This window comes from Streptomyces gossypii, assembly GCF_025165795.1.
GTDB lineage: Bacteria > Actinomycetota > Actinomycetes > Streptomycetales > Streptomycetaceae > Streptomyces > Streptomyces gossypii.
On record NZ_JAJAGO010000007.1, the window covers coordinates 295,011 to 310,365 of the forward strand.

The 15,355-nt window shown below is 72.3% G+C and carries 12 protein-coding genes; all 12 read left to right on the forward strand.

The annotated features are described in order from the left end of the window. Positions 1-9 precede the first annotated feature (9 nt). Positions 10-1,086, forward strand: a complete 1,077-nt coding sequence (locus LHJ74_RS17050; RefSeq protein ID WP_260218890.1) for a macro domain-containing protein — start codon at positions 10-12, stop codon at positions 1,084-1,086. 107 nt (positions 1,087-1,193) lie between these two features. Further along, positions 1,194-1,409 carry a hypothetical protein gene (locus tag LHJ74_RS17055; RefSeq protein WP_260218891.1) on the forward strand — a complete coding sequence of 72 codons (216 nt, stop codon included), beginning with the start codon at positions 1,194-1,196 and terminating at the stop codon, positions 1,407-1,409. Next, positions 1,409-2,179 carry a vWA domain-containing protein gene (locus tag LHJ74_RS17060; RefSeq protein ID WP_260218892.1) on the forward strand — a complete coding sequence of 257 codons (771 nt, stop codon included), beginning with the start codon at positions 1,409-1,411 and terminating at the stop codon, positions 2,177-2,179. The genes LHJ74_RS17055 and LHJ74_RS17060 overlap by 1 nt, the downstream gene beginning before the upstream one ends. Then, the gene (locus tag LHJ74_RS17065) at positions 2,176-3,000 is read left to right on the forward strand and encodes a protein phosphatase 2C domain-containing protein (protein ID WP_260218893.1); all 825 of its coding nucleotides are present in this window, start codon (positions 2,176-2,178) and stop codon (positions 2,998-3,000) included. The genes LHJ74_RS17060 and LHJ74_RS17065 overlap by 4 nt, the downstream gene beginning before the upstream one ends. Positions 3,001-3,003: 3 nt before the next feature. Then, complete coding sequence (locus LHJ74_RS17070; RefSeq protein WP_260218894.1) at positions 3,004-4,053, forward strand: protein kinase domain-containing protein; 1,050 nt, start codon at positions 3,004-3,006, stop codon at positions 4,051-4,053. Beyond that, positions 4,050-4,709, forward strand: a complete 660-nt coding sequence (locus LHJ74_RS17075; protein ID WP_260218895.1) for a 4Fe-4S single cluster domain-containing protein — start codon at positions 4,050-4,052, stop codon at positions 4,707-4,709. The genes LHJ74_RS17070 and LHJ74_RS17075 overlap by 4 nt, the downstream gene beginning before the upstream one ends. After that, positions 4,706-6,169 carry a hypothetical protein gene (locus LHJ74_RS17080; RefSeq protein ID WP_260218896.1) on the forward strand — a complete coding sequence of 488 codons (1,464 nt, stop codon included), beginning with the start codon at positions 4,706-4,708 and terminating at the stop codon, positions 6,167-6,169. The genes LHJ74_RS17075 and LHJ74_RS17080 overlap by 4 nt, the downstream gene beginning before the upstream one ends. After that, on the forward strand, positions 6,166-8,193 hold the full coding sequence (locus LHJ74_RS17085; protein ID WP_260218897.1) for an AAA family ATPase: 2,028 nt from the start codon (positions 6,166-6,168) through the stop codon (positions 8,191-8,193). The genes LHJ74_RS17080 and LHJ74_RS17085 overlap by 4 nt, the downstream gene beginning before the upstream one ends. Further along, the gene (locus LHJ74_RS34220) at positions 8,190-10,061 is read left to right on the forward strand and encodes an Hsp70 family protein (protein WP_311203313.1); all 1,872 of its coding nucleotides are present in this window, start codon (positions 8,190-8,192) and stop codon (positions 10,059-10,061) included. Before LHJ74_RS17085 ends, LHJ74_RS34220 begins: the two co-directional genes overlap by 4 nt. Then, entirely contained in the window at positions 10,061-11,284 is a 1,224-nt protein-coding gene (locus tag LHJ74_RS17095) for a TRAFAC clade GTPase domain-containing protein (RefSeq protein WP_260218898.1), read from the forward strand. The genes LHJ74_RS34220 and LHJ74_RS17095 overlap by 1 nt, the downstream gene beginning before the upstream one ends. Beyond that, positions 11,281-13,791, forward strand: coding sequence for a GTPase-associated protein 1-related protein (locus LHJ74_RS17100; RefSeq protein WP_260218899.1), 2,511 nt, complete (start codon positions 11,281-11,283; stop codon positions 13,789-13,791). Before LHJ74_RS17095 ends, LHJ74_RS17100 begins: the two co-directional genes overlap by 4 nt. Positions 13,792-13,798: 7 nt before the next feature. Then, on the forward strand, positions 13,799-15,352 hold the full coding sequence (locus LHJ74_RS17105) for a TRAFAC clade GTPase domain-containing protein (RefSeq protein ID WP_260218900.1): 1,554 nt from the start codon (positions 13,799-13,801) through the stop codon (positions 15,350-15,352). Positions 15,353-15,355 lie beyond the last annotated feature (3 nt).

Sequence of the window (15,355 nt, forward strand, 5' to 3'; positions counted from 1 at the left end):
GGTGACAGGATGGCGGCACCTGTTGACCAAGCGTCAGTTTTTGCGGAACTCAAGGACGTTCGTCGGGCTGGGCTCGTACGGCTGCGCGGTCGCGCGCTGCCCGCCCTCGAGCGGGCGGCCGCCGCCCGCATACCGGACGGTTCGATCGAGGCACTGCTGCGCCTCGCCGTGGCGCGGGTCGACGCGGACACGCTGCGGGCCGCCGCCGAGTACACCCTCGGCCTCGCGCAGGGCACCCGGGACTGGCCCGCCTCTTCACGGCGGACACGAGCCGCCCAGGTGTACGGGGTGAGCGTCGAACGCTTCCGCAAGGACCAGGAGCTGATGGTCCTCGGCCAAATCGCGGACCACATCGTGGCGTTGGCGGACGGCGGCGCGGCGGAGGGCTGGGGCGACGCCTCGCACCGGCATGTGGACTTCCGGCTGGCCGGACGGAGCGTACGGCTCAGCGTGCATGTCCATCCGGTCGATCTGCTGCGCGACGTCGACGTGGTCGTCTCCCCCACCAATACGCACTTCGCGCTGCCCGAGACGTACAAGTCCTCGGTCTCGGCGTCGTTGCGCCGCGCGGGTGCGGTGCGCGGGGTGACCGGGGACATACTGGACGACCCGATACTCGACGAGCTGCGCAAGTGGCCCACCCTGCAGGGCGCTTCCGGCCACCCGGTGCTTCCCGGCACGGTGGCCGCGACGGGCTCCGGCGCACTCGCGAGCCAGGGGATACGCCGGATCTACCACGCCGCGATCGCCGTACCCCGCGCCGGCACCAACGACTACGACGTGCTGCCCGCCGACGTCACCCGGGCTGTTTCCCGCGCACTGGCGCTCCTCGCCGACGAGCACGAACGCTTCACGCCACCCCTGCGTACGGTGTGCTTCCCACTGCTCGGCTCGGGGCGCGGCGGCCTGCCGTACGAGGTCAGTCTGGGTGCCGTCTGGGCAGCCGTGGAGGCGGAGTTCGCGCGAGGCGCGCGGTGGGACGTCCACTTCGTCGTCCGTGCCCCGGCCGCCGCCACCCTCCTGGAGCGGCTGCCCACCAGGATTCGCCCGTCCCGCGACCAATCCAGGACCGGACAGCCCGGTTGACTGGGGACACCGGGCCGTTCAGAGGCCGCGGGGGAGCCGGACGCCCCTGGGCGGCCCGGGCCGGCCTTCCCCGGATAGCCGGACAGTGGAGAAGGGTGTCTAGTAGCGTGGATCACGTCATCACCAGGATGCGGCAGTGGGCCGACGGCTCGCCCGGCCGCATCATCACCTGGCCCGACCCGGACGCTTATGTCCTGGTGGACGGGGTGCTGCTGCGAGCACACCCGCACTCCCCCGGGCTCGCACCGGGCGCGGATGTCGAGGTGCGCCTCGACCCGGCACAGCAGCGGCTCATCGCGTACGAGAGCGGAACGGGGCACTGATGAGTACGTACGAGATGGGCCTCGCGGACGGATGCGAGGAGCGGCAGCCCGTCGTCATCCTGCTCGACACCTCGGCGTCCATGGGGCGGCCCGCCGAAAGCCCGCGGATCGACGAGCTCAACGACGCCCTGGCCCGGTGGTTCGACGAGGTGCGGTCGTTGTCGAGGCTGCGCTCACGCGTGGAGGTCGCTCTGATCACCTTCGACTCCCGCGTCCGGGCCTACGACGCCCGGGCGGAGAGTCTGGTGCCGGTGGAAGGCGTGGCCTCCGACCGGCTCTTCGCGCCGGTGGATGAGGTCCGCCCGCCCCGGCTCACCGCGTCCGGCGTGACCCGGCTCACCGAGGCCGTCGAGACGGCGCTCACCCTGGCCCGGGAGCGCTACCGGGCCCTGCAGGGGCAGCGCGTCCAGGTGCGCCGCCCGTTCCTGTGGGTGCTGACAGACGGCGCGCCCAGCGACGCGGAAGGGCAGCCGCAGGACGCCGCGGCCCTGGCCGGCACGGCGCGGCGGTTGCGGCAGGGCGAGGAGCAGGGCGAGTGCATCTTCCAGGCGGTGGGCGTGCGGGGTGCCGATCTCCCGCTGCTCCATGTCCTCGCGCCCAAGAGCACGTTGATGCTCGACAGCTACGACTTCGGCCAGATCCTGGACCTGGTCTTCCAGAGCTCCGACCAGCTCGGCGCGGTGCAGCACGCCGACGACGCCCACCGGCAGGTGGCGGAGAGGGCTGCGCGGCAGAAGCGGATGGACGAGCTGGAGAGAAAGTTCCGATGATCGTCACGGGCGCCGCCGTCCAGGGCACCAGCCATCTCGCCGCCGGGCAGGACTGCCAGGACGCCTTCAAGGCGGTGGACTTGGGAGACGCCGCGGTTCTCGCCCTCGCGGACGGATCCGGCAGCCGGGAGCGCAGCGCGCTCGGCGCGCACCTCGCGGTGGACGTCGCGTGCCGGGTCCTTGCCGCTGAGATGCCGGACGGGGCAGCGCGGCCCGAGGAGTGGACGGAGTGGATCGCCGCGCGGGGCGCGCTGGTGCTGGCGGCCTATCTGCGGGCGGCACGGGCCGTGCTGGGAGCGGTGCCTGCGCAGGGCGGGGAGGCCGCGGAGGGCGCACACGCCGCGGACGTGGGGGAGTTGGCCGCCGCGCTCGTCGCCGCTGTGGTGCGGCCGCCGTGGGCGGCCTTCCTGTCGCTCGGCGACTCTTTCGGCACGGTCCTCACCCGAGATGACGCAGAAGGGCCCGAGCGGTGCCACCTCGTGCTGCCGCCGCCCGTGCCCGGCGAGCCGCCACCGGCCTTCCTCTCCTCACCCGGCGCCGCACTGCGGATCCGCACCTTCACCGTGTGGGAACCCGGACTCAGCGGGGTCGTGCTCGCCTCCGACGGGTGCGCGTCCCTGACTCTCGACCATCCCGCTATGCGGCAGCTCCCCCTGCACGCGGGTCTCTTACCGTCGGAGCGGTTCTTCTGCGGACTCGCCGCGACGCTGCGCGGCAACGGAGGGGACGCCGAACCACTGCGCGCCCTGCTCTCCGGACCACGGGCCGCCCGCACCGGCGACGACCTCACGGTGGCGTGCGCACTGGTGGAAGGCGGATGAGCGATGGCCATCAGAGTGGTGTCCGGCAGAGGGCACCAGTGGCTGCTCACCGAGCGGATCGGCAGCGGCTCGGAGGGGATCGTGTACGCGGTCGATGATCCGCGCGCCCTGGTCGCCAAGCTCGTCCCCGACCCGCCGGACCGGGAGGCGTACCGGCGGCGCGTGGAGCGCCTGGTGCGCCAGCGGCGCGAACCACGCACCGTGCGTCTCCTGTCCGGCTCCCCCACCCGGCTCGCCTGGCCGATGGTGCCCGTGCGGACGGTGCTCGGCGGCGGCACCGACAGCATCGACGGCTATGTGATGCGGGACATGCGACTCGCCTACCAGCCCTTCACCCATCTCGTGTCACCCGCCGCCCGCCGCGCCTTCCTGCCCGGCGCGACCTGGGCGACCGCCCTGGCCGCGGCGGAGGCGCTCGCCCGCCTCCTGGCCGAACTGCACGCCGGGGGCTATGTGGTGGGGGACCTCAAGCCCGACAATCTCTGGGTCGACACGCAGGGCCGGGTCGGCCTCGCGGATGTCGACTCGTGGCAGTTCACGGACGGCCGGGAGGTGTTCCCGGGCCGGATGCGTACGCCCGGCTACACGGCACCGGAGCGGATCGGCCCGGTCGGCGCACCGCCGGACAGCTCCTCGGACGATTTCGTGCTCGCGGTCCTGATCCACCAGCTCCTGATGTCGGGTCTGCACCCCTTCACCGGGCATCCCGCGGACGGCGGCGACTACCTCTCACTCGACGACAACCTGCTACAGGGGAGGTGCCGCGCCGTCGACCGCACCTCGGTGGTGCTGCCCCGCTCCGCTCCGCCCGCCGACCTGCTGCCGCGACGGCTCGCGTCGCTCTTCGGTGACGCGTTCGGCGGCACCCGTCCCCACGCCTGGCTCTGGGCCGAGGAGTTGGCGGTGGCGCGGGCAGCGGAGCGGCTCACCGTCTGCGCCGTCCAGAAACTGCACGTGTACACGATCGAGCGGCCGTGGTGCCCCTGGTGCGACCAGGCGGAACGCGGCATGGACAGCTATCCGGGCGCGGACTCCGCGAGAGGGGCACCATGACGACGACCCTGCTCTCCGTGGCCAGGACTCTCGACAACTGCACCGTCCTCGGCCCCGGCACCCGTGCCGTCATCTGGGTGCAGGGCTGCCCGTTGCGCTGCCGCGGCTGCGTGGCGGCCGAGACGCTGCCGTTCGAGGGTGGTACGCCTCGTCCGGTGGCGGAACTCACCGAGTGGCTGGTCGGGTTGAGCCAGGTGGCGGGCGGCGTGGAGGGCGTCACGCTGTCCGGCGGTGAGCCGTTCAGTCAGGCGGCGGCGCTCGTCGAGCTGATCGACACGGTCCGTGCACGGCGTCCCGACTTCAGCGTCATGGCGTACTCCGGTTTCCGTTACGAGGCACTGTGCCGGGGCGACGCGGGCCGACGGGCGCTCCTCGACCGGCTCGACCTGCTGATCGACGGCCCGTACGTCGCCTCGAAGCACGGGAGTCTGCGCTGGCGCGGCTCGGCCAATCAGCGGGTCCTCGCCCTCTCGGACCGGTACGCACACGTGCTGACGGAATCCGACACGAGCGCGGGCATCGAACTTTCGCTGGCGACCGACGGTTCGTTCGCCTGGGCCGGGGTACCACCCACTTCTGGTTTCCGGGAGGGGTTCGAAGCACACCTCGCGGCACGGGGGTTCGTGCTGCACGCCGAAGCACGGAGAGAGCCATGAGCGGATCACCCAGATACAGCACTGTCTCCATCGGCTCCGCCTACGCGCGGCGCGAGGCGGTCCGGCGCGCGCGGCAGGCCGAGGAGCGCCGGGCCCGCGCTGCCGAGCGCGCCCGGGAGCGGGCCGCACTCGCCGCCCAGCGCGCCAGGGAGACCGCGATGCGCCGTGAGAGGGCGCGGGCGGAGAACGAGCGCAGGAAGGCGGAGTCGGCCCGGCGCCGCCAAGCCGAGCAGCAGGCCCATGAGGCACGGACCCGCGCGGAGCACGGCCGTGCGGACGCACGGCGGCTCGACGAAGTGCGGACGCTGATCACCCAGCTCCGCAAGGAGAGCGGACCGGATGGTGAACTGGACGCGCTGGAGAGGCGGTTGACGGAGCTGGGCGGGCGCGTCGGCCTGGGAGAGCCGCTCGGCGAGGCGATCGAGGAGCTGCGGGGCCGGGTCGTCATGCGACGCCACTTGGGAGGCGGCGGGCCCGTCCAGACTCCGGACACGAGTGGGGTCTTGGCAGGTCTGGAGCGACGCCTCGCGGAAGCCGGTGCGGAGGGTGCCGCGCACGACGAACCGGGCCGGCAGCACTGCGTCGACCTGCTCGGCCAGTTGCGTGCCGCGTCCGGCCCTGGACAGAAGGTTCGCTTCGAGGCTCTGCTCGGCACGGCGGAGCACGCGATCGCGCGGCATACGGCGACGGTGGCGCAGGCAACCGAGCAGTACCACCAGCAGGCCGAAGCGGAACGGCGGCGGGCCGCGGCACAGGCGGAGGGGGAACGCCAGCGGGCAGAGGCGGAGGAGCAGCGGGCGGAGGCCGAGCGGGAGAGGGCCGAGGCGCGGGAGGCGGCGCTCGCCGAGGCCGCGGACCACTTCGGCGTCCTACGGGAAGCGGCACGGGACGCCGTGGCCGACGCCTTCGAGCTGGGCGACCCGGACCTCGGCCGGCGTCTGGAGGGCGCCCTGCTCGCCGTCATGGACACCCTCTCCGCGCGCCACCCGGAGGGGGCACTCGCGGCGGTCACGGCGCTCGAGGAGCTGCTGCCCTCGGCCGAAGCACGCCTGGACGAGCTGCAGTCGGCGTACACACGGCGGAGCGAGCTGGCCGAGGCCCTCAAGGAGGCGATGGCCGGGCAGGGCCTCTCCTTCACCGGGGGCGAGGACCAGGGCGAGCAGCTCTTGCTCTCCTTCGTACGGCCCACCGGCGCGACATACGAGACGACGGTCGGTTCCGACGCCGAGGGGACACCGGTCCTGGTCTACTGCGTGGAGGGGGAAGCCGACGTTTCCGTGGCGGCATCCCCTCACGACACGGAGGGCGGCGTACGCGACGCGACGGAGGATTTCCTGGAGCGGGTGCATGAGGAGCTGAGCAGGGACGACACCTTCGTGCCGGGCGAGATCACCTGGCGGGGCAAGCCGCCGGGCGGGCGGAGACCGCCACCGGGCAGCGACGTACGGAGGGCCCGGTGAGCACCATCGACTGGGGGAAGCAGGAGCCCGGCGGCAAGGGCGCGGAAGGCCCGGACGCGGCGGACGGGATGATGCCGCGGTGGGCGGTGTCGCTCGGCTGGGAGCTGCGCCGGGGCCGCCAGTTGGTGCTGGACGGGCAGATCAGGGACCGCTGGTGGTTCGAGGACCGGCCCGCCTCGTTCCGTGAAGTGGTCGCCGGAGTACTGGATCTGCGCGGCGCGGAGGTGGTCGGCTGGTGGGATCCCGTCGACGGGCTCACGTTTCCGCTGCCAGAGCACGCGGAGCGCTTCGACCAGCTGGTGGCCCGACACGCCTCGCCCGCGGCGCGACCCGCCGCCTCTCCAGCCACGCAGCCCGTCGCCGCGAACGGCGCGGGCCCGGACCAGCGTGGGGACGAGGCGCCGGCCCGGCCACCGACCCGGCGGGGTGCGGAGCGGCGGCGCATGGGCGCGCGGGCGCTGTCGCCGACGACGGCCGGGCGGCCGCGCTCCTTCGAGGATGTGGCGGCGACGGTGCACCGTCTGGTGGCCTCGCCCGACGCGGCCACCGCCTTCGTCTTCCAGGACGTCGACCACCAGCTCCCGCCCGACCAGCCTGAATCGCCCCTCGGCTATCTACGCCTGCGCGCCGCGATGACGGATGCCGTGACGCCGCGCCCCGGGCCCGACACGGGGCCCGCGCCGCACGCCCGCAACGCGGTGCTGTGCGCGGTCGGCGACGTCGGGCGCCTCCCGGGCTGGTTTCATCTGGAGGACCCGCGGATCGCCTCCCTGCACATCGGGCCGCCGGACCCGAGCGAGCGACGCCTGTGGCTGTCATGGCTGCGACAGGAGTTCAAGGGCGCGCCGGAGGCCACGCGCGCGGAGACCGAAGCACTCCTCGGTGCCACCGACGGCATGGCGGCCTGGGACATCGACGCGCTCACCAAGACGTCCTGGCTGCGCAACGCCCCTCTCCAGAAGCCCGACAAACTACTCGAACAGCACCGCCTCAATGTGAGCGTCGACCCCTGGACCCAGCTCGACCGGGAGACCGTGGGCAGCGCCGCCGAAGCACTGAGCGCCCGGGTCGTCGGCCAGGCCACAGCCGTCGACGCCGTGGCGGCGGCCCTCCAAGCCGCCTACGTGGGCGTGGACTTCGGCAACTCCGGCACCGCGCGGCCCCGTGGCGCCTTCTTCTTCGTCGGGCCGACCGGCGTCGGCAAGACCGAACTCGCCAAGGCCGTCGCCGAGTTGGTGTTCGGCGATCAGAGTGCCTACGCGCGCTTCGACATGAGCGAATACCAGCAGGAGCATGCCGCCGAGCGCCTCGCGGGAGCGCCGCCCGGTTATGTGGGGCACGAACAGGGCGGCGAGCTGACGCGGCGGGTGCAGGAGCGGCCCTTCAGCGTGCTCCTCTTCGACGAGATCGAGAAGGCCCACCCCAAGGTGCTGGACAAGTTCCTGCAGATCCTGGAGGACGGCCGCCTGACGGACGGCCGGGGCCAGACAGCGTACTTCTCGCAGTGCCTGATCATCTTCACCTCCAACACGGGTGCGGAGACGGTGCAGGATCTCCTCGCCGAGCGCGGCGACGAACTCCCGTACTCGGCCCTGAAGGCGCACTTCGCCCTGGCGGTGGAGGAGAAGTTCCGCGAGATCGGGCGGCCGGAGATCTACGGACGGCTCAAGCCCGGCGTCGTCGTCTTCGACATGCTGCGCCGCGAGCACATCGTCAAGATCGCCGAGAGGCTGCTCGGCCAGCTCGCCGAATCCGTACGGGAACGCCATCAGGTCGAACTCGTGCCCGACACCGCCACGCTCTACCCCTGGATCACCGCACGGATGTCCGACCCCGAGCACCAGGCGTACGGCGGACGCCAGATCCGCAACGAACTGGAGCAGCTGCGCACGGCGGTGGTCCGCCACTTCATCGAGCGGCGGCCCCCGGCAGGGAGCCGGATCCGGGCGGGGATCTCGGAGGAGGGAGAGCCGCGGGTGACTCGCGACGGCGATCCGCAGGTGACTCACGAAGGGGGCGTGTGAGCGTGATCGGTATCGACATCGGGCACCGGTACGGGCGGATCGGGCGGATGGGTGCGGACGGGCGACCGGTCGTCACCACGGTGCCGCTCGACCGGCTCGAAGGGGAGGGGCACGCCGCGACGGCGCTCGCGGCACTGCTCGGCTCCAACGCCGCGGCGGAGAACGGCTGTCCGGCGGACCCGACCGCGGTACTCGGACTCTGGCCGTCCGACGGGACGGGCTCCGAACTGCGCCGCGCCGCGGAGGCCGCCGGACTGACCGTCGCCCGCCTGCTGCCCGAACCGGTCGCCGTGGCACTGCACTACGGCGCGGTCGTGGAGGGGGTGAACCGTACGGTGCTCGTCTGCGATCAGGGGGCGACGACGCTCGACCTGACCGTCCTCGACGTCGCACCCCACCGCACCGTGGGCATCCTGGACACCCGCACCCATCGGCTCGGCGGCGACGACTGGGACGAGGCCGTCGCCGCCGGGATTCTCCGGCAACTGCCCGCCGACGCCGATTCCCGCGCGGTCGCCGAGCGCCTTCGGCGGGACCTCTCCCCGCGGGACGACGTGACCGCGTCCGCCCCCTCCCAGGGGCAGGATCTCGAAGTGAGCCTGGACCGGGCGACGCTCGACCGCCTGGTGGCACCGCTGCGGGAGCAAGCCCGGAACGCGGTGGTCCGGGCGTTGACCGACGCGGACCGGATGCCGGACACCATCCTCCTGGCGGGCGGCCTCTGGGCCACGCCGGGTGCGGCGCGGCAACTGGAGGAGGGACTGGGCCTCGGCATCCAGGTGCGGTGCACGACGCCTGAACTCGCCGTGATAAACGGCCTGCTGGCTCTGGAGGACTTCGGTGCGCTCCGCCTCCAGTCCGGACCGGCTGACCAGCATCGCGGGGCGGCCCGCTCCGAGGCGCCGCCGCCTCCGCCAGCGGAAGACCCCGAGCCACAGCCGCGGCACCACGTGCGGGACCCCGATCCGGCCGTCAGCTCACCCACCGGGCCCGCCCCAAAGACCGAAGGTGCCGGATGGACGGCCGGTCCGGAGCCCGAGTCCGGCCCGCAAACCTCCGGACCCCGCGAGCCCCCCGAGCCCCCGGCCACCCCCGAACCCCCGCGAGCGCCGGAAGCGCCGGAAGCGCCGGAGACCCCGCCCAGCCAGGCAACCTCCCACGGGCCCGCACCCAGCGCCGCTTCCCGTCCCGCAGATCCCCCAGAGCCTCCGGGCCCCACGCCCTCGGCCACCCTCCAGTCCCCCCTGGTGGCAGTCCCCGTAGACCAACTCGATGCCACCCGCCGAGGCAGCCACCTGCTCGTCATCTGGGCCTGGCCCGAGACCGCGCTCAGCGCGCGCGTCCGCTGGCAGCTCGGCGAGGCCGATCCGGGCCACCCGTCGCACACCGGTGAACTGCGCTGCCTGCGCCGGGTGTACGAGCATGACGGCGGGCTCAGCCTGAAGGTGGGCCGCGGCGCGGTGACCCTGACCGTGGAGGCGCTGGTCGCCGATCCGGAAGTGGACTGCGAGGGCTCGTCGTCGCTGCTGATCGCCGCTGAGGCCCCCGTCGTGGAGTACGTGCCGTCCGTGCGCCGCCGTATCAAGGGCCGCGTCGCCACGGTGACGTTCACCAGCGAGACCGCCTGTGAACTCCCCGCGGTCCGCATCGTCCACGGCCTCGGCAACTATCGCCCCATGAGCCTCGCCGACGGCACCGTCCTGCACGAAGTACCCGCCCAGCGGCTGCCCGCCCGGACACCCCTGTCCGTCGAGTTCCCGCTGCCCGCCACGCGGGACACGTCCTGGCTCGTCTGCTTTCCCGCCGACGCCGCCGCCTCCGACATCGACATCCGCCCCACGGCGCTGCACCGACTGCGAGTGACCTGATGCCCCGACGACTCACCTGCCCCTACTGCTACGAGACCTTCACCGCACGCGAGATCCGGTTCCGCTGCAACAGCCGTCTGAGCCGCACCCAGAAGCGGTGCGCCCGGGTGCGGGACCAAGTGCTGGACGACCGGATGGGCAGACGTCCCGCCCACGAACTCGGACCCGACTTCGCCGGGGACGGCCGCAAGCCGACCGCCGTCTGCCAGACTTGCGACGGAGAGACGACCTACCGGATCTGCCCGGTGTGCCACTCCCTGCTCCCCGTTCAGTTCGGCATGGTGGAGAACCGGCTGATCGCCATGGTGGGGGCCAAGGCATCCGGCAAGACGGTCTACATGACGGTGCTGCTGCACGAGATGATGAACCAGGTCGGCGCCGACTTCGGAGCCTTCCTCATGGGCTCGGACGACAACACGATGCGCCGCTACAGCTCCGACTACCAGGACCGCCTCTACCGCGACCGCCAGATGTTCCTCGGCACCCGTACCGCGGCCACCAACGACAACCGTGTCGAGCCGCTGGTCTTCCGGTTCGGCCTGCGCCGCCGCCACCTCTTCGGTGACCGGCCGCAGCACACCGTCCTCTCCTTCTTCGACACGGCGGGCGAGGACTTCAGCTCCCGTGAGAGCGTGGAGCTCAACACCCGGTACCTGGCAAACGCCGACGGCATCGTCCTGCTGCTCGACCCGCTGCAGATGCCGGGCGCCCGCGACTCGGCGCTTCCGGGCACCGCGCTGCCCGGCACCGAGGGTCTGGACGCGCCGGTCAACGTACTGGGCCGGGTCACGAACATGCTCCTCGCCCCGCAGGCGGGCAGGGCACGGCCTGGGATACCGGGACTGCCGGGCAAGTCGCCCCAGAAGGTGGACACCCCGGTCGCGGTGGTCTTCTCGAAGCTGGACGCCTTCTGGCATCTCCTGGACCCGGGCAGCCCGCTGCGCGCGCATCCGCCGGGGGGCGGCCGGTTCGCTGTGGAGGACAGCCTGAGCGGCCACGAGGAGGTGCGTCAGCTCCTCAAGGACTGGGACGGTGTCCCGATCGACCAGATCCTGGAGAACACCTATGCCCGCTACCGCTACTTCGGAGTCTCCGCCCTCGGCCACAGTCCGACCCCGGACGCCCGCGTCGCCCCGACCGGTATCCAGCCCTACCGGGTCGCGGATCCGCTGCTCTGGCTGCTGAGCGAGTTCGGTTCGGTGCCCAAGACGGGGCGGGGATGACGGGCGACGGCAGCGCCCCTCCCCGGCTGCCGGAGGACGGCGCGCAGTTCCAGCAGCTCTACTACACCTCCTGCGAGCGCGGCCTCAGCGGCTTCTCCGGCTTCCAGTTCAACGCGGTGAGCACCGGCGTCGCGGCGGAGACCATGCACACCGTCGAGGCCCTCGCCGGATACGATCCACCCCGCTCCCTTGTCGAGTCGGACACCCCGGACCAGCTCGCGCGCTGCCCGGTCAACCTCTGCTACGTACCGCTGGGCAAGGGCGCGACGGCACTCTGCGTGCAGTACGTGGGCCGCGACTCGGCCCGCCGCTTCGGCAACTACTTCGCACACGCCCTGCACACCGACGACTTCGGCGCCGCGAGCAGCGGCATGCTCGGCATCGAACTGTGGGGCTCGCCGGTGTGGACGTCCACCGTGGCGCCGGACACCGAGATCCCGGTGCTCCAGTCCGCGCCGCCACGCGGGCCGCTGAACCCGCGCACGGTACAGGCGTTCCTCCGCGGACACCCGCACGCGGACCAACTGACGCAGCTTCTGGCCGCCGTCCTCGCCGCGCTCACCGAGGAGGACCAGCCCTCCGTCGTCCTGGTCGACAGCTCCACCGACCGGATCGCCCACTGGTTCGCGGCGGTGTGCTATCTGCTGCCGCCACCGCTGGCGCGTCAGCTCTCCTTCTCCACCTATCTGTTCCGGCCCGGCCTCAGCCGCCTGCATCTGATCGGCACGGTTCCGGAGGCCGAGGCCGGCTTCGGCCCCGACGACGAGGGTTCGTACCTCGTCTTCGACTTCGCCGAAGGCGACTTCCCCTCGCTCGTCTACACCCACTACCTGGTACGTCTGCTGGTCCGGATCGGCGTCGGCTCCATCAGGTCCGTCTGGGCGTGGACACGGGATTACACCCACGGACACGAGCGCGACCCCGGCGACTGGCACGCCCCGGTGGCCGCGGCGGCGACCGAGGGCGGCGTCGCGCTCGACGGCGTCGACGTCGAGGCGGTGATCGAGTGGCTGGGCCGCGCGGACCATCTGGGGCCCCTGCGGGCCAAGGTGGCCCGTGGCATCGACGAGAGCCACCAGACCCTGGATGACGGCGCACTGGCGAAGCTCAGCGCCGCCGCGCTCGCGGGCGGCGCCCCGGACCTCCACCAGAGGCTGGAGGGCAGACTGCACGCGTCCCGGATGCGGGCGTACATGACCGGCGCCGGGGACGCGGTGGAGCCGGTACCGGTCACGGACCCCGAGCAACGCGAGCACGCCACCGCACACTGGCGGCGGCTCCTCGGCCAGGCGGAGGACGTACGCCAAGGAGTGCGGCTGCTGCTGTGGGCCGACAGGGCGGGGCTGGACCCGCCGAAGCCGCTGCTGGCCGACCAGGCCGGGCAGCTCGCCCGCGAGCTCCTCAGCTCGGCGTCGACCCGGTCTGCCGGAGCAGGCTTCCGGCGCGAGGTCGAACACCTCCTCGCCCGCCTGCCGGAGTTCAGGAGCGCACTGGTGGAGGGCCTTGCCGAGCTGGTCGCCCGTCGCGGCGGCCAGGAGCAGCTCTTCTCGCAGTTCCCCTCTCACCTGCTCGACGAGCGGGACTTGGAGGACCGGCCGCGGCTCCTGGAGCACTACTGGATGGCGCAGGCCGAACGGAAGCCGGGCCGCACGGTCGAGCTGCTGTTCAAGATCCTGGCCGTGCGGGGCCAGGAGACACCGGACGCCGACCTGCTGCGCGCGCTCTGGCGGAAGCCGCTCTGGCCACACCGGGACGCCGTCGAGATCGCCGAGCGGCTGCCCACGGACCGGGTGCTCGCTCCGGCGGTCGACGAGTGGTTCGACGGCGCGGTCAAACAGCCGATCGCGGACGAACAGGGCCTGAAGGACTGTCTGCTCCTGTGCGAGCTGCTGGACTCCCCCGGCAGGTACGCCTGGCTGCGGCCGGTCACCCAGGAGTGTGTCACCGCCACGCTCACCTTGGACGGCCTGCTGCGCGACGCCCCCGACGCCACCTCGCTTGCCCGCGGCTTCGCGATCCCGGCAACGGAGACATGGGCGCCGCCACGGGCCCTGAAGCAGTTCCGCCTGGTGAACGCCCTCCTTGAGCGTCCTGCCCAGGTCCATCACATACCGGCGATGGTGGTCGGGTTCGGTGACCGGACGCGCGGCGCCTACCTGAGCGCCCTGCAAAGACTGACCGTCCGCCGCCACACAATCGACGACGTGCTTCTCAGTCATGTGGCAGGCGTGACCCTGGTGAGCTCGCTGGGTCCGCTGCCGCAGGCGCACGCCGACATCCGCGCCGCGATCCTGGCCCATGCGCTCGACAACTGGCGGAGCAGGGACACCCGGCGCCTCGCGCAGCTGGTGCGTCCGTACGCCCCGCTGCTCGCGGAGCGGATCTTCGAACATGGAGAGCAGCGCCTGAGCAGCTACGGGAAGTTCGTGCGCCGCATCACCGGGCGCGGACCCCGGGACGGTGACCGGGACGACTACCGGGGCACCGGCCCGGACACGAGGAGGTGAGCCGGCCATGGCGGAAATCATCATCTATCTGGTCCTCGCCGTCTTCTACCTCGCCCTGCTCTCGGGGTACTTGACGATCTCCCCGCTCATCGCGGCCCTGCGTGCCCTCGGCCTGGTCGGCGAGCTCCTCCGGCTCTACGGCCGCCTGCTGGTCGGCGTACTGCACCGCCGCACCCCGGAGTTCGAGGTCCTCCCCCCGTACCGGCCGCAGGACGAGAGCACGAAGGCGTACCGCAACTACTTCTTCGGTCCGGCCGTCCGTGATCTGCGTCAGCTCCTCACGCTGGGGCAGCGCATGTACGGCCGGTGCGTCGGCGACAGCTTCCGCGGCACCGTCCGGGAGAACCTGACCGCACCGAGCCGGAGCCGGCTGGTCACGGTCCCATGGGGGCTGACGCTCTGCGTGGGCCTCGCCGTGGGCGCGGTCCTCGCCGTGCCGCCGCTCTTCCTGCTCTGGCTGCTGCAGGCGGTGGGTGTGGGGGTGCTGACGGGGGCGGCCAGGCTGACCGCGGGCGCCCTGCGTGCCGTCGACCGCGTCCTGCTGCGGGCGAAGCAGCTGCACACCGGCATGCTGTGCCCGCACTGCTTCGAGCGCGTCCCCTACCCGTCCTACGACTGCCCGCGCGATACCTGCCGCCGCCGGCACGAGGACATCCGACCCGGTACGTACGGGATCTTCCGGCGCCGCTGTGAGTGCGGCGGGCGGATGCCGACGCTCCTGATGCTGATGAGCAGGGACGGCAGGCTCCAGGCGTACTGCACCCACGAGAGCTGCGGCAAGGCGATGAACGCGGACGCCGGGCACGCGCCCGAGCTGGTGATTCCGCTGATCGGCGGCCGGGCCGCGGGCAAGACCCAGCTGATGGCGGCCATGCTGATGTCGCTGGAGAACGCGGCCGGGGACGGCGGCCCCGCAGTGCGCCTGGCCGACGACGTCTCGCTCTCCAACTACCAGGTACTCCGCGAGGTGCTGCGGATCGGCGGCCACACCCGAGGCACTCAGCGTGCGCTCCCCCGCGCGCACTCCTTCGTGCTCGGCACCGGACGCGCGGAGCGCCTCGTCCATGTCTTCGACACGGCCGGGGAGCGGTTCGTGAACCGTGACGACGTCGACGCCCTGCGCTATGTCCGGGCTGCCCGCACCTTCGTCTTCGTGCTGGACCCGCTGGCGGTGGACAGCTTCTGGACCCGGCTCGAGCCGTCGCCGGGACCGTTGGTGGACCGCACGCTCGCCTCACCGGTCTCCCCTGAGGTGGTGTTCGGCCAGTCGGCCCAGACGGTGGCCACGATGGGGACGCCCCTGCAGCACTGCCGCCTCGCGGTGGCGATCAGCAAGACGGACCTCCTGACCGAACACGGCCTGGTTCCCGACCGCCTGGACGACAGCGCGGCCGCCCGCGCCTGGCTGCGCGAGAAACTGGGACTGCACAATCTGGTCCAGGCGATGGAGCTGGAGTTCGGGGAGGTCAGATTCTTCTGCACGGCCGCGGTGACGACCTCCGATGACCACCAACTCCACGACAGCATCGCCCCGTTCGTGGGCTGGTGCCTGAACCCCTGATGC

What these genes read in the sequence shown, in the direction of transcription:
- LHJ74_RS17050 (WP_260218890.1), top strand. Translation starts at nt 10, where the DNA reads ATGGCGGCACCTGTTGACCAAGCGTCAGTTTTTGCGGAACTCAAGGAC.
- LHJ74_RS17060 (WP_260218892.1), top strand. Translation starts at nt 1,409, where the DNA reads ATGAGTACGTACGAGATGGGCCTCGCGGACGGATGCGAGGAGCGGCAG.
- LHJ74_RS17065 (WP_260218893.1), top strand. Translation starts at nt 2,176, where the DNA reads ATGATCGTCACGGGCGCCGCCGTCCAGGGCACCAGCCATCTCGCCGCC.
- LHJ74_RS17070 (WP_260218894.1), top strand. Translation starts at nt 3,004, where the DNA reads ATGGCCATCAGAGTGGTGTCCGGCAGAGGGCACCAGTGGCTGCTCACC.
- LHJ74_RS17075 (WP_260218895.1), top strand. Translation starts at nt 4,050, where the DNA reads ATGACGACGACCCTGCTCTCCGTGGCCAGGACTCTCGACAACTGCACC.
- LHJ74_RS17080 (WP_260218896.1), top strand. Translation starts at nt 4,706, where the DNA reads ATGAGCGGATCACCCAGATACAGCACTGTCTCCATCGGCTCCGCCTAC.
- LHJ74_RS17095 (WP_260218898.1), top strand. Translation starts at nt 10,061, where the DNA reads ATGCCCCGACGACTCACCTGCCCCTACTGCTACGAGACCTTCACCGCA.
- LHJ74_RS17100 (WP_260218899.1), top strand. Translation starts at nt 11,281, where the DNA reads ATGACGGGCGACGGCAGCGCCCCTCCCCGGCTGCCGGAGGACGGCGCG.
- LHJ74_RS17105 (WP_260218900.1), top strand. Translation starts at nt 13,799, where the DNA reads ATGGCGGAAATCATCATCTATCTGGTCCTCGCCGTCTTCTACCTCGCC.